14 protein-coding genes and 5 tRNA genes are annotated in these 12961 nt (G+C 69.2%); 16 read left to right on the top strand and 3 right to left on the bottom strand.

What is annotated here, in order from left to right:
* Positions 1 to 231: 231 nt before the first annotated feature.
* The 10 genes from AB0I52_RS09015 (at position 232) to AB0I52_RS08970 (ending at position 5748) form a co-directional block, all read left to right on the top strand.
* The gene (locus AB0I52_RS09015) at positions 232 to 423 is read left to right on the top strand and encodes a hypothetical protein (protein ID WP_363070381.1); all 192 of its coding nucleotides are present in this window, start codon (positions 232 to 234) and stop codon (positions 421 to 423) included.
* Positions 424 to 505: 82 nt separating this feature from the next.
* Positions 506 to 1282 (top strand): fumarylacetoacetate hydrolase family protein, encoded by a 777-nt coding sequence (locus AB0I52_RS09010; protein ID WP_363070379.1) that lies wholly within the window; start codon positions 506 to 508, stop codon positions 1280 to 1282.
* Entirely contained in the window at positions 1275 to 2747 is a 1473-nt protein-coding gene (gene gltX / locus AB0I52_RS09005) for a glutamate--tRNA ligase (protein WP_363070378.1), read from the top strand. The genes AB0I52_RS09010 and gltX overlap by 8 nt, the downstream gene beginning before the upstream one ends.
* Positions 2748 to 2944: 197 nt before the next feature.
* Positions 2945 to 4312, top strand: a complete 1368-nt coding sequence (mgtE, locus tag AB0I52_RS09000) for a magnesium transporter (protein ID WP_363070376.1) — start codon at positions 2945 to 2947, stop codon at positions 4310 to 4312.
* Between the two features lie 129 nt (positions 4313 to 4441).
* Positions 4442 to 5161, top strand: a complete 720-nt coding sequence (locus AB0I52_RS08995; protein ID WP_363070374.1) for an HAD family hydrolase — start codon at positions 4442 to 4444, stop codon at positions 5159 to 5161.
* Positions 5162 to 5246: 85 nt separating this feature from the next.
* Positions 5247 to 5318: transfer RNA gene (locus AB0I52_RS08990), tRNA-Gln, on the top strand.
* A gap of 33 nt (positions 5319 to 5351) precedes the next feature.
* Positions 5352 to 5424: transfer RNA gene (locus AB0I52_RS08985), tRNA-Glu, on the top strand.
* A gap of 60 nt (positions 5425 to 5484) precedes the next feature.
* A tRNA-Glu gene (locus AB0I52_RS08980) sits at positions 5485 to 5557 on the top strand.
* A 12-nt stretch (positions 5558 to 5569) separates the two neighbouring features.
* A tRNA-Gln gene (locus tag AB0I52_RS08975) sits at positions 5570 to 5641 on the top strand.
* A gap of 34 nt (positions 5642 to 5675) precedes the next feature.
* Positions 5676 to 5748: transfer RNA gene (locus AB0I52_RS08970), tRNA-Glu, on the top strand.
* A gap of 204 nt (positions 5749 to 5952) precedes the next feature.
* Here the strand turns inward: AB0I52_RS08970 and ndgR are convergent.
* Positions 5953 to 6669 carry an IclR family transcriptional regulator NdgR gene (gene ndgR, locus AB0I52_RS08965; RefSeq protein WP_363070372.1) on the bottom strand — a complete coding sequence of 239 codons (717 nt, stop codon included), beginning with the start codon at positions 6667 to 6669 and terminating at the stop codon, positions 5953 to 5955.
* A 174-nt stretch (positions 6670 to 6843) separates the two neighbouring features.
* Between ndgR and leuC the strand changes: the two genes are divergently transcribed.
* From leuC to AB0I52_RS08945, 4 genes are all read left to right on the top strand, one after another.
* Positions 6844 to 8268: a 3-isopropylmalate dehydratase large subunit gene (gene leuC, locus AB0I52_RS08960; RefSeq protein ID WP_363070370.1), complete on the top strand. Its 1425-nt coding sequence runs from the start codon at positions 6844 to 6846 to the stop codon at positions 8266 to 8268.
* Between the two features lie 5 nt (positions 8269 to 8273).
* A complete protein-coding gene (gene leuD, locus AB0I52_RS08955) occupies positions 8274 to 8867 on the top strand; it encodes a 3-isopropylmalate dehydratase small subunit (protein ID WP_363070368.1) in 594 nt (197 codons plus the stop codon).
* A gap of 104 nt (positions 8868 to 8971) precedes the next feature.
* Positions 8972 to 9199: a hypothetical protein gene (locus AB0I52_RS08950; protein ID WP_123461880.1), complete on the top strand. Its 228-nt coding sequence runs from the start codon at positions 8972 to 8974 to the stop codon at positions 9197 to 9199.
* Between the two features lie 143 nt (positions 9200 to 9342).
* Positions 9343 to 10017, top strand: coding sequence for an HU family DNA-binding protein (locus AB0I52_RS08945; RefSeq protein WP_363070366.1), 675 nt, complete (start codon positions 9343 to 9345; stop codon positions 10015 to 10017).
* A gap of 117 nt (positions 10018 to 10134) precedes the next feature.
* Here AB0I52_RS08945 and AB0I52_RS08940 read toward each other — a convergent pair whose 3' ends face one another.
* Both AB0I52_RS08940 and cofC read right to left on the bottom strand, forming a co-directional pair.
* On the bottom strand, positions 10135 to 10338 hold the full coding sequence (locus AB0I52_RS08940) for a hypothetical protein (protein ID WP_363070364.1): 204 nt from the start codon (positions 10336 to 10338) through the stop codon (positions 10135 to 10137).
* A gap of 10 nt (positions 10339 to 10348) precedes the next feature.
* On the bottom strand, positions 10349 to 11032 hold the full coding sequence (gene cofC, locus AB0I52_RS08935; RefSeq protein WP_363070362.1) for a 2-phospho-L-lactate guanylyltransferase: 684 nt from the start codon (positions 11030 to 11032) through the stop codon (positions 10349 to 10351).
* Positions 11033 to 11191: 159 nt separating this feature from the next.
* Between cofC and AB0I52_RS08930 the strand changes: the two genes are divergently transcribed.
* Entirely contained in the window at positions 11192 to 11944 is a 753-nt protein-coding gene (locus AB0I52_RS08930; RefSeq protein ID WP_363070360.1) for a lysophospholipid acyltransferase family protein, read from the top strand.
* Entirely contained in the window at positions 11941 to 12951 is a 1011-nt protein-coding gene (locus AB0I52_RS08925) for an NAD(P)H-dependent glycerol-3-phosphate dehydrogenase (RefSeq protein WP_363070358.1), read from the top strand. The genes AB0I52_RS08930 and AB0I52_RS08925 overlap by 4 nt, the downstream gene beginning before the upstream one ends.
* Positions 12952 to 12961: the final 10 nt, after the last annotated feature.

The following is a 12961-nucleotide window of genomic DNA, read 5'->3' as shown; positions in this document are numbered from 1 at the left end:
AGGAGCGGAATGGTTGATTCAGTGGTGCAATGTCCGTTTCTTCCGGTCGAACCGACCACCCGTATTGGGCGAATTGTCCGGGCCCTGGTGAGCAAACTCACATGATGATCGTCGTCTCTTGGGGACTCTCGGCGGGAATCAGATGTTTAGCCTGACGCTTTACAGGGATGGCAAAACCGACAACCGGCGCCCCTGCGGGCGGCGCCCCTACCGACAGGGTCCGAACGGCAGATGAAGACGACGATGATGTTCCGCAACATTGCCAACCCCCGGCGCACGACGCTGGCGCACCTCGAGGACGCCGAAGCGCTGCAGACGCCGGAGCGGCCGGAGCACGCGCTCGACCTGCCGACGCAGACGGCCAACCCCCGCCGCACGATCCTCATGGTCGCCCCCGCGGCAACCACAGCCGCCGCGGAGTAATACGCGCGGCGTCCTCCCTCACCCGCGCTAGCCTGGAGCGTCAGTCTTCAGTCAGCCAGCAAGTGAGGGGCCACAGCTTCCCGTGCGCATCGCCAGGTTCTCCATCGACGGCAATGTCGCCTTCGGCGCCGTCGAGGGCGACGGGCCCGATGGTCTCGTCCTCGACATCATCAAGGGCATCCCGTACGCCGAGTTCGAGCTCTCCGGGACCAAGGTCCCGCTGAACAAGGTCCGGCTGCTGCCGCCCGTGCTGCCCAACAAGATCGTGGCCATCGGCCGCAACTACGCGGAGCACGCCGCGGAACTCGGCAACGAGGTCCCCGACGTCCCCGTCGCCTTCTTCAAGCCCACCACCTCGGTGATCGGCTCCGGCGACGCCATCGAGTACCCCTCGTTCTCCGACGACCTGCACCACGAGGCCGAGCTGGCCGTGGTCATCGGCCGGATGTGCCGCGAAGTGCCGCGCGAGCGGGTCAAGGACGTCATCTTCGGCTACACCTGCGCCAACGACGTCACCGCGCGTGACGCCCAGAAGCGCGAGAAGCAGTGGGCCAGGGCCAAGGGCTTCGACACCTCCTGCCCGCTCGGCCCCTGGGTGGAGACCGACCTCGACCCCGGCGACCTCACCATCCAGGCCACGGTCAACGGCGAGCAACGCCAGCTGGGCCGGACGAGCGAGATGATCCGCTCCATCGAGGACCTGGTCGTCCACATCACGGAAGCGATGACGCTGCTCCCGGGCGACGTGATCCTCACCGGCACCCCCGCGGGGGTCGGACCCCTGCACGTCGGCGACGAGGTCGCCGTCACCATCGAAGGCATCGGCACTCTCACCAACAAGGTGATCAAGCGTGGCTAACGCACCAGTCCGTGTACGTTTCTGTCCCTCCCCGACGGGCAACCCCCATGTGGGCCTGGTCAGGACGGCTCTCTTCAACTGGGCCTTCGCCCGGCACCACCAGGGCACCCTGGTCTTCCGCATCGAGGACACCGACGCGGCGCGCGACTCCGAGGAGTCGTACGAGCAGCTCCTCGACTCGATGCGCTGGCTCGGTCTCGACTGGGACGAGGGCCCCGAGGTCGGCGGCCCGCACGCCCCGTACCGGCAGTCGCAGCGCATGGACATCTACCGGGACGTCGCCGAGAAGCTCCTCGCCGCCGGCCACGCGTACCCCTGCTACTGCACGACCGAGGAGCTCGACGCCCGCCGTGACGCCGCCCGTGCCGCCGGCAAGCCGTCCGGCTACGACGGCCACTGCCGCGACCTGAGCGACGGGCAGAAGGCCGCGTACGAGGCCGAGGGGCGCACGTCCATCGTCCGCTTCCGGATGCCCGACGAGGCGATCACCTTCACCGACCTGGTCCGCGGCGACATCACCGTCCAGCCGGAGAACGTGCCGGACTACGGCATCGTCCGTGCCAACGGCGCCCCGCTCTACACCCTGGTCAACCCGGTCGACGACGCGCTGATGGAGATCACCCACGTCCTGCGCGGCGAGGACCTGCTCTCCTCCACCCCGCGCCAGATCGCCCTGTACCGGGCGCTCATCGAGCTGGGCGTCGCCAAGCAGACCCCCGCGTTCGGCCACCTGCCGTACGTCATGGGCGAGGGCAACAAGAAGCTCTCCAAGCGCGACCCGCAGGCCTCGCTCAACCTCTACCGCGAGCGCGGCTTCCTGCCCGAGGGGCTGCTCAACTACCTCTCGCTGCTCGGCTGGTCGATCGCCGAGGACCGCGACATCTTCGACATGGACGAGATGGTCGCCGCGTTCGACATCGTGGACGTCAACGCCAACCCGGCCCGCTTCGACCTCAAGAAGTGCGAGCACGTCAACGCCGAGCACGTGCGCCGGCTCGATGTGAAGACCTTCACCGAGGCCTGCGGCCCCTGGCTGCGCGCCCCGTTCGCCCCCTGGGCCCCGGAGGCCTTCGACGCGGACCTGTTCGCGGCGATCGCCCCGCACGCCCAGACCCGTGTCACGGTCCTCTCGGAGATCACGGCCAACGTCGACTTCCTCTTCCTCGACGAGCCCGCGACCGACGAGGCGTCCTGGGCCAAGGCGATGAAGGAGGGCTCCGACGCCCTGCTCGTGACGGCCCGCGCCAAGCTGGCCGACGCCGAGTGGAACGCGGACGCCCTGAAGGCGGCCATCCTCGCCGCCGGTGAGGAGCACGGCCTGAAGCTCGGCAAGGCCCAGGCCCCGGTCCGCGTCGCCGTCACCGGTCGCACGATCGGCCTGCCCCTCTTCGAGTCCCTGGAGATCCTGGGCCGCGAGAAGACCCTGGCCCGGGTGGACGCGGCACTGGCGAAGCTGGCCGCGTAGCGGCTTCGCATCACACGATGGGGTGGTCGCTCGCGGAGAGCCGCCGCCCCATCGGTATTCGCTGCGATGAGCAGCGAGCCTCCAAGTCCGTACGCCGCGCAGTGCAGCCGTCCCGAGTCGGTATGAGCGGGATATCGGTTGGTGCTGGTGCGGTACGTGCCGATGTTCTGATCCACCGTTGTGCCTAAGGACCTGCGATGTCGCACTCGAACCTGCCCCAAGAGCCGAGCGCGGAGTCGGCCGAGCCCTTGCGGGACATCGTGAAGGACCAGCGGCTGGGTGCCGCCCAGGAGTGGCTGGAGAGGTACCCGCCGCATGTGATCGCCGATGAGCTGGCGCGTATGGACGCGGTCGACGCCGGGCTGGCGTTCCGCCTGCTGCGCAAGGACCGGGCGCTGGAGGTTTTCGAGGAGCTGGAGCCGGTCGACCAGCAGCCGATCCTGGAAGGGCTGCGGGACCGCTCCTTCCTGGATCTCATCGAGGGCATGGAACCGGACAACCGGGCCAGGATGCTGGGAGAAGCCCCTGCGAAGGTCGTCAAGCGGGTGCTGGGCGGGCTGAGCCCCAACGAACGCAGGATGACCTCCGCGCTGCTCGGCTACCCGGAGGGCTCCGTCGGTCGCTACATGACTCCCGAGATGGTCGCGCTGCCGCAGGACCTGACCGTCGAGCGGGCGCTGCGGACCGTACGGGCGAAGGGCGCGGACGCGGAGACGGTCTACACACTGCCCGTGGTGGACTCCGGGCGGCGGCTGACCGGGATCGTGGAACTGCGCGAGCTGGTGCTCAACGCGCCGGACACGATGATCTCCGAACTGGTCGTGACCGAACCGGCCTCCGCGTACGCCACGGGCTCCGCCGAGTCCGCGGCCCGTCTGATGCGGGAGACCAATGACCTGAACCTGCCCGTCGTCGACAGCGAGGACCGGCTCGTCGGACTGTTCACCATCGACGACGCCGTGGAGGTCATCGAGGCCGCCGACACCGAGGACATCGCCCGGCAGGCCGGTGCCGCCCCGTGGGCCGGTCACTACATGGCCGCCTCCGTGTGGCAGCTCGCCCGCTACCGGGCGCTGTGGCTGAGTCTGTTGCTGGTCGCGGCGACTCTCACGGTCGGCGTGACCCAGGCGTTCGAGGCCACTCTGGAGCAGGTCGCCTCCCTCGCCCTGTTCATCCCCATGCTCATCGGCGCGGGTGGCAACGCCGGCGCCCAGGCCGCCACCGCGTGCGTACGCGCTCTCGCGGTCGGCGAGGTCCGCAGCTCGGACCTGATGAAGGTGATCTGGCGTGAATGCCGGGTGGGCCTGGTCCTGGGCTCGCTGCTGGCCCTGCTCGGCCTGGTGGTGGGCACGGTGTTCGTCAGCGCGAAGATCGCCCTGGTGGTCGGCATCACGCTGGTCATCATCTGCGGGTGGGCGGCAACGATCGGCGGCGCCATGCCGCTGCTGGCCAAGCGGCTGCGGATCGACCCGGCGGTCGTCTCCGCCCCCATGGTCACCACCCTCGTCGACGCCACCGGCCTGGTCATCTACTTCCTGACGGCGAAAGCCGTCCTGGGCGTCTGACCCCACACCCGCGACGGAGCCGGACACCGCGGACGGTACGCCCCCGCCGCGGCGGGGGGCCGGACGGCCGGTTCTCGTTCGTGCGGATCGACGGCCTGCTACGCCGCCTGGGCACATACGCTGACGGGCATGCCGATTCGAGCGGTTCTCTGGGACATCGACGACACGATTTTCGACTACTCGGGAGCCGACCGGGCCGGCATGCACGGGCACCTGGAGCGCGAGGGCCTGCCGGAGGGGTACGACTCCGTCGAACACGCCCTCGACGTATGGAAAGCCGTCACGGACGTGCAGTGGGCACGCTTCGCCGTCGGGGAGCTCGACTTCCAGGGGCAGCGGCGCGAGCGCGTACGCGCCTTTCTGGGGCGGTGGATGAGTGACGCCGAGGCCGACGAGTGGTTCGGCCGGCACGTCGCGCACTACGAGGCCGCGTGGGCCCTCTTCCCGGACGCCGTGCCGGCCCTGGACCGGCTGGCCGGGAGCTTCCGGCACGCGATCCTGTCGAACTCCACCATCCGCAGCCAGGACCGCAAGCTGCGGACGCTCGGCGTGCGGGACCGCTTCGAGGCGGTGGTGTGCGCCGTCGAGATCGGGGTCGCCAAACCCCACGCGGCGGCTTTCCACGCCGCCTGCGAGGCTCTGGCCCTCGACCCGCACGAGGTGGCGTACATCGGAAATGAGCCCGATATCGACGCGGCCGGTGCGGTGGCCGCCGGGCTGACCGGGATCTGGCTGGACCGGGGCGACCGTGGCGGCCGCCCCGAACTCGTCCGGATCACGGCCCTGGACCAGCTTCCCGGCCTGCTGGCGGGCGATACCCGTTTTGGAGCGCCGGACACCTTCAGGTAATGTTCTTCCTGCGTCACCCGAGCGGGACAAAAGATCCGACCGGGAAGCGCAGTCAGAAATACAACCCTCAGGGGTTGCGTTTCGGTGGGCTATGGTGTAATTGGCAACACTACGGTTTCTGGTACCGTCATTCTAGGTTCGAGTCCTGGTAGCCCAGCGCAAGACAGCAAGTCGCACGTAGTAAGTGCAAGCCCCCGTTGTGTAGCGGCCTAGCACGCTGCCCTCTCACGGCAGTAGCGCCGGTTCGAATCCGGTCGGGGGTACAGATCCTTCCCGCGAGAACATCTGGGTCGCACCCACGCTCTCGATGCAGGATCGCTAGGGCCCCCGTTGTGTAGCGGCCTAGCACGCTGCCCTCTCACGGCAGTAGCGCCGGTTCGAATCCGGTCGGGGGTACTTGTAACACCATGGGCTATGGTGTAATTGGCAACACTACGGTTTCTGGTACCGTCATTCTAGGTTCGAGTCCTGGTAGCCCAGCGCAAGACAGCAAGTAGCAAGTCGCAGTATCCAAGCCCCCGTTGTGTAGCGGCCTAGCACGCTGCCCTCTCACGGCAGTAGCGCCGGTTCGAATCCGGTCGGGGGTACAACAGAGCATCAGACAGCGGCCCTTCACTTCGGTGAGGGGCCTTCTGCTTGTGTCCGCAGGCCTGTTGGGGCCGGGTCGGCCTGTTGCGGTGGTCCCGCCCCGACCGGTTGGGGCCCCGGCGGACTCCGGTGTGGCTCACGGGTGTTGGGGGCCGCCACGGCGCTGGGGCGGCCTCTTGCGATACGGCGAGAAGGGGGCGGGATCAGCCGGTGCGGCGCAGGGCCTCGCTCAGCCGGGCGGCCGAGTCGATGATGGCCTGGGCGTGCATCCGGCCCGGGTGACGGGTCAGCCGCTCGATCGGCCCGGAGACCGAGACCGCCGCGACCACCCGGTTCGAGGGGCCGCGCACCGGTGCGGAGACCGAGGCGACGCCCGGTTCCCGCTCGCCGATCGACTGGGCCCAGCCCCGGCGCCGTACGCCCGAGAGTGCCGTCGCGGTGAAGCGGGCGCCCTGGAGGCCGCGGTGCAGGCGCTCCGGCTCCTCCCAGGCCATCAGGATCTGGGCGGACGATCCCGCCTTCATGGTGAGCGTGGAGCCGACCGGCACGGTGTCCCGCAGGCCGGACAGCCGCTCCGCCGCCGCCACGCAGATCCGCATGTCGCCCTGCCGGCGGTAGAGCTGAGCGCTCTCGCCCGTGATGTCGCGAAGGTGGGTGAGCACCGGTCCCGCCGTGGCGAGCAGCCGGTCCTCGCCCGCCGCCGCCGCGAGCTCCGACAGCCGGGGGCCGAGAATGAAGCGGCCCTGCATGTCCCTCGCCACCAGGCGGTGGTGTTCCAGTGCCACGGCCAGCCGGTGGGCCGTGGGTCGTGCGAGCCCGGTCGCCGCGACCAGCCCGGCGAGGGTGGCCGGACCGGACTCCAGGGCGCTCAATACCAGAGCTGCCTTGTCGAGAACGCCGACGCCGCTAGAGTTGTCCATACGACGATACTCGCGTCTCACTCTGTGAAACGCAAGTTCAATTTTCCAGGGAAGTTGCGAACCTGTACGGGCGGCCCCACAACGGCCCGTAGCCACCGCCCCGCACGGGGGTCCGGACGGGGGCGCACTGAATCTCTAGTTGGGCCGGCGACGACGCCGGCCGGAGGGAAAGCGATGGGTAGGACACTCGCGGAGAAGGTTTGGGACGACCACGTCGTCCGGCGCGCCGAAGGCGAGCCCGACCTCCTCTACATCGATCTGCACCTGCTGCACGAGGTGACCAGCCCGCAGGCCTTCGACGGTCTGCGGCAGGCCGGGCGCCCGGTGCGGCGCCTCGACCTCACCATCGCCACCGAGGACCACAACACCCCGACCCTCGACATCGACAAGCCGATCGCCGACCCGGTCTCCCGCGCGCAGCTGGAGACCCTGCGCAAGAACTGCGCGGACTTCGGCGTCCGGCTGCACCCGCTGGGCGACGTCGAGCAGGGCGTCGTGCACGTGGTCGGCCCGCAGCTGGGGCTGACCCAGCCCGGCACCACGGTCGTCTGCGGTGACTCCCACACCTCCACGCACGGCGCCTTCGGCGCGCTGGCGTTCGGCATCGGCACCAGCCAGGTCGAGCACGTGCTGGCCACCCAGACGCTGCCGCTGGCCCGCCCGAAGACGATGGCGATCACCGTCGAGGGCGAACTGCCCGACAGCGTCACCGCCAAGGACCTGATCCTCGCGATCATCGCGCGGATCGGCACCGGCGGCGGTCAGGGCTACATCCTCGAATACCGCGGCTCCGCCATCGAGAAGCTCTCGATGGAAGCCCGGATGACCATCTGCAACATGTCGATCGAGGCCGGAGCGCGGGCAGGCATGATCGCCCCCGACCTGACCACCTTCGACTACCTTCAGGGCCGCGACCACGCCCCGCAGGGCGAGGACTGGGACGCCGCCGTGGCGTACTGGAAGACGCTGCGCACCGACGACGACGCGGTCTTCGACGCCGAGGTGGTCATCGAGGCCGCCGAACTGGCGCCGTTCGTCACCTGGGGCACCAACCCCGGCCAGGGCGCGCCGCTGTCGGCCAACGTCCCCGACCCCGCTTCGTACGAGGACGCCTCGGAGCGCAACGCCGCCGAAAAGGCCCTGGAGTACATGGGGTTGACCGCCGGGCAGCCGCTGCGCGAGATCAACGTGGACACCGTCTTCGTAGGTTCCTGCACCAACGGCCGGATCGAGGACCTGCGCAACGCGGCCGCGATCATGGACGGCCGCAAAGTCGCCGACGGGGTGCGGATGCTGGTCGTCCCCGGCTCCGTGCGGGTCGCCCTGCAGGCCGTCGAGGAGGGCCTGGACAAGGTCTTCAAGACCGCCGGCGCCGAATGGCGGCACGCGGGTTGCTCGATGTGTCTCGGTATGAACCCCGACCAGCTGGCCCCCGGCGAGCGCTCCGCCTCCACCTCGAACCGTAACTTCGAGGGCCGGCAGGGCAAGGGCGGCCGTACGCACCTGGTCTCCCCGCAGGTCGCCGCCGCCACCGCCGTGCTGGGCCATCTGGCCTCGCCGGCCGACCTGTCCGACGACCGCACGCCCGCCGGAGTCTGAGAATCATGGAAGCTTTCACCGCACACACCGGCCGGGCCGTCCCGCTGCGCCGCAGCAACGTCGACACCGACCAGATCATTCCCGCCCACTGGCTGAAGAAGGTCACCCGGGACGGCTTCGAGGACGGGCTCTTCGAGGCCTGGCGCAAGGACGAGAACTTCGTCCTCAACCGCCCGGAGCGCAAGGGCGCCTCGGTACTGGTGGCCGGCCCCGACTTCGGCACCGGCTCGTCCCGCGAGCACGCCGTCTGGGCCCTGCAGAACTTCGGCTTCAAGACCGTCATCTCCTCCCGGTTCGCCGACATCTTCCGCGGCAACTCGCTGAAGAACGGGCTGTTGACCGTGGTCCTGGACCAGCAGGTCGTCGACACCCTCTGGGAGCTGACGGAGGCCGACCCGAAGGCCGAGATCACGGTCGACCTGGAGACGCGGCAGGTCCGCGCCGAGGGCATCACCGCCGACTTCGAGCTCGACGAGAACGCCCGCTGGCGGCTGCTGAACGGGCTGGACGACATCAGCCTCACTCTGCAGAACGAACCGGACATCGCGGCCTACGAGGCGACCAGGCCGGCCCACAAGCCACGTACAATTAACGCCTGAGCAGCACCTTTCCCGTACTGCGCCCCCTGCCTTCTGGTAGGGGGCGCAGTCGCTTGTTGAGACCCCGTCGGGCGACAACTCGCCCCAGATGGCACAATCGGTGCATGGAACGCGACAGCCAACTCAAGCTTTACGGCCAAGTCGCCGACCAATTGAAGGAAGCGCACTCACGAGTGCGTGCACTGCAAGTCCCGGAGGGCGTACGGATGGCGCTGTCCCGGAAGCTGCTGGTCGTCACGGCCGCGGCGAAGCACGATCTCCCAGATGCAGCAAGGCGTCTGGACCGGTTGATGAAGGACCTCGATGAGGGCCGATTCCCCGAAGGTGACTGACTCTGCGGAACTGCGCAGCGGTCGACTTCGTTGCGGCACTAGGGTGATTAGCCCGTTTCGTGTTTGATTTGCGGTATATATCTGCCTAACGTGCGAAAAGGCTTGAACACTTTCGTTCTGGCTATGTCTCCGAAGGGGAAGACGTGAACAAGGCGCAGCTCGTAGAAGCGATTGCCGACAAGGTCGGCGGCCGTCAGCAGGCCGCGGACGCCGTCGATGCGGTGCTCGACGCGATCGTTCGTGCGGTTGTCGCAGGTGACCGGGTATCGGTCACCGGCTTCGGCTCGTTCGAGAAGGTCGACCGCCCCGCCCGCTACGCCCGCAACCCGCAGACGGGTGAGCGCGTACGGGTCAAGAAGACGTCCGTGCCCCGTTTCCGTGCGGGACAGGGCTTCAAGGACCTGGTGAGCGGCTCGAAGAAGCTCCCCAAGAACGATGTGGCCGTGAAGAAGGCCCCCAAGGGCAGCCTCTCGGGCGGTTCTTCCACCCGTACGACGGCCAAGGCGGCCGCCAAGAAGGCGACCGCGAAGAAGGCCGTGGCGAAGAAGGCCACCGCCAAGAAGACCGTGGCAGCGGCGAAGAAGACCACGGCCACCGCCAAGAAGACCACCGCGAAGAAGACGTCCGCGGCGGCGAAGAAGACCACGGCGGCCGCGAAGAAGGCGGCCCCCGCAGCGGCGAAGAAGACGACGACCGCCAAGAAGGCCGTCGCCAGCAAGACCGCGCCCGCCAAGAAGACCACGGCGAAGAAGGCGCCCGCGAAGAAGACCACGGCGCGCAAGACCACGGCCAAGAAGGCCACCGCACGGAAGAAGTGAGACCGAGCAGCACAGGGCTCCTCACACGCGCCGGGCCGGGCTCCCCTCGGGGAGCCCGGCCCGCGGGCTGTTCGGGGCAGGGCCACAGAGCTCGGCAGCCCCGCGGAACCACGGGGCTCAGAAGGTCTGGAGCGTCACCAGGGTGATCCGCAGCCCGGCGCCCTCGCCGCTGCCCTCGATCCGCACTCGCTGGCCCGGACGCAGCAGCCGCAGACCGCCGGCGTCGAAGGCCGGGGCGTCGAAGTCCACCGGGGTGCCGTCGTCGAGCAGCACGCTGCCGGTGCGGGTATCGGGGTCGTACGTGTACGAGGTCGCCTGCATGAACGGCAGCCTATCGGTCCATCGCGGGGACCCCCGCGGCCCAGCGCCCCGCCGTGTAAGGGCCCACGCCCAGGGCGAGCGCCGCCCGCAGATCGTCGCCGGTGTCCACGTCCTGGCGGACCGAATCGATGCCGGAGAACGTGATTTCCGCGGCGCCCGACGCGAGATGCCGGGCCCGGGACGGGCCGCCGAAAGCCGGGCGCAATTCCACTCCTGGCCCAGCGGCCAGAAATGTTGTTCCAATTCCCGCCGCATCGGTCACGAATGCCCGGGAAAAAGAGGCCGATGAATCGAGCACCCGCGCCAGTTCCGTGTGGCGCAGGGCGGGCAGATCCGCGTTGAGCGCGGCGACGGCCGCGCCGGGCCGGGCCGCCCGCACCGCCCGCTCACCGTGCGCGAGAGCCGCGTTGAGCCCGGCGGCGGGGGAGTCGGCCACGATGCGGGCGCCGAGGGCCGCCAGCGCGGCGCCGGCCGTCGCGTCGTCCGTGACTACCACCACATCGGCGACGGCCCGGCAGGCGAGCGCGGCGTACACGGTGTCCTGGGCGAAGGCCAGGGCCAGCCGGGGCCGCAACAGAGCACCGGACGAGGGCACCAGCCTGCTCTTGGCCCGCGCCAGGGGTTTCAACGGGACGACCAGGGACCAGCGGCCGGTCGGGTCGGTGTTCGTGGCGGTCTCCCCCTCGATGTGCATGGCCGCCTATTCTCGCCTGCCGGTGCGACAACCCGGAGGATCGGTCCCGAAGGTGAGGCGTACGGTGTTCTCGACAGAGCAGGGGCCTGGGGCGAGACTTGACCGTCGGTAGTCAGGCAGCACAGCTCCACAGTCAGGTCCATAGAGAAAGGTGTCCGGGTGTCCCGCCGTAGAATCGGCTTCTGGTACCGCTTGGCAGCGGTCATCGCAAAACCGCCGCTGGTGGTTCTGTTCAAGCGCGACTGGCGGGGGATGGAATACATTCCGGCCGACGGCGGATTTATAACTGCGGTCAATCACAACTCGTATCTGGACCCTCTTTCGTACGGGCACTTCCAGTACAACACCGGCCGGGTGCCGCGGCTCCTCGCCAAGGCGGGGCTCTTCAAGACCCCCTTTGTCGGAATGATGCTGCGTGGCACCGGCCAGATTCCCGTGTACCGCGAGACCACCAACGCGCTGGACGCCTTCAGGGCCGCCGTCGACGCCATCGAGCGCGGTGAGTGCGTCGCCTTCTACCCGGAGGGCACCCTCACCCGCGACCCCGAGATGTGGCCGATGGGGGGCAAGACCGGCGCCGCCCGCGTCGCGTTGATGACCAGGGCACCGGTCATCCCCGTCGCCCAGTGGGGCGCCAACCTGGCGATGCCGCCCTACGCCACGGACAAGAAGCTGCGGCTCTTCCCCCGTAAGACCCTCCAGGTCCAGGCCGGTCCGCCCGTCGACCTCTCCCGGTTCTACGACAAGGAGCCGACGCCCGAAGTCCTGCGCGAGGCGACCGAGGTCATCATGCTCGCGATCACCGAGCAGCTGGCGGACGTACGCGGGCAGCAGGCCCCCACCGAGCTCTACGACCACCGCAAGGCCCGCGCGGAACAGCGGCGCAAGTCCGAAGGAGAGGGACCCAAGTGACGCACCCCGTAAAAGCGGCCGTCTTCGGAACCGGCTCATGGGGTACCGCCTTCGCCATGGTCCTCGCCGACGCCGGCTGCGAGGTCACCCTCTGGGGCCGTCGCGCCGAGGTCGCCGAGGCCGTCAACACGACCCGTACCAACCCCGACTACCTGCCGGGCATCGAGCTCCCCGCCTCGGTCCGGGCCACCACGGACGCCGCCGAGGCGCTGCGCGGCGCCGACTTCGCCGTACTCGTCGTGCCCTCCCAGACGCTGCGCGCCAACCTCGCCGACTGGGCCCCGCACCTGGAGTCGAAGACGGTGCTGGTCTCCATGATGAAGGGCGTCGAACTGGGCACCGCGAAGCGGATGAGCGAGGTCATCGCGGACGTCACCGGTGTCCGTGCCGACCGCATCGCCGTCATCACAGGCCCCAACCTCGCCAAGGAGATCGCTGAACGCCGGCCCGCCGCGGCCGTCGTCGCCTGCCAGGACGAGTCGGTGGCGCGCCGCCTCCAGGCCGCCTGCCACACCCCGTACTTCCGCCCGTACACCAACACCGACGTGGTCGGCTGCGAGCTCGGCGGCGCCGTCAAGAACGTCATCGGGCTGGCCGTCGGCATCGCCGACGGCATGGGGCTCGGCGACAACGCCAAGGGCTCGCTCATCACCCGCGGCCTCGCCGAGACCACCCGGCTCGGCCACGCCATGGGCGCCGATCCGCTCACCTTCTCCGGACTCGCCGGACTCGGGGACCTGGTGGCGACCTGCTCGTCGCCGCTCTCGCGCAACCACACCTTCGGCACCAACCTCGGCCGCGGCATGACCCTCCAGGAGACCATCGCCGTCACCAGGCAGACCGCGGAGGGCGTCAAGTCCTGCGAATCGGTGCTCGATCTGGCACGCCGGCACGGGGTGGAGATGCCCCTCACCGAAACGGTCGTCGGCATCGTCCACGAGGGCAAGCCCCCGATGGTCGCGCTCAAGGAGCTGATGTCGCGCAGTGCCAAGGCCGAGCGGCACTGAGAGCCGCCGG

The organism is Streptomyces sp. NPDC050423 (genome assembly GCF_040655445.1).
GTDB lineage: Bacteria > Actinomycetota > Actinomycetes > Streptomycetales > Streptomycetaceae > Streptomyces.
Note: the sequence above shows the minus strand (reverse complement) of the source record. Positions and strands in the feature narration are given on the sequence as shown.

Coding starts and splice junctions, on each gene's coding strand:
- AB0I52_RS09015 (WP_363070381.1), top strand. CDS start 232: ATGAAGACGACGATGATGTTCCGCAACATTGCCAACCCCCGGCGCACG.
- mgtE (WP_363070376.1), top strand. CDS start 2,945: ATGTCGCACTCGAACCTGCCCCAAGAGCCGAGCGCGGAGTCGGCCGAG.
- AB0I52_RS08995 (WP_363070374.1), top strand. CDS start 4,442: ATGCCGATTCGAGCGGTTCTCTGGGACATCGACGACACGATTTTCGAC.
- ndgR (WP_363070372.1), bottom strand. CDS start 6,669: ATGGACAACTCTAGCGGCGTCGGCGTTCTCGACAAGGCAGCTCTGGTA.
- leuC (WP_363070370.1), top strand. CDS start 6,844: ATGGGTAGGACACTCGCGGAGAAGGTTTGGGACGACCACGTCGTCCGG.
- leuD (WP_363070368.1), top strand. CDS start 8,274: ATGGAAGCTTTCACCGCACACACCGGCCGGGCCGTCCCGCTGCGCCGC.
- AB0I52_RS08950 (WP_123461880.1), top strand. CDS start 8,972: ATGGAACGCGACAGCCAACTCAAGCTTTACGGCCAAGTCGCCGACCAA.
- AB0I52_RS08940 (WP_363070364.1), bottom strand. CDS start 10,338: ATGCAGGCGACCTCGTACACGTACGACCCCGATACCCGCACCGGCAGC.
- cofC (WP_363070362.1), bottom strand. CDS start 11,032: ATGCACATCGAGGGGGAGACCGCCACGAACACCGACCCGACCGGCCGC.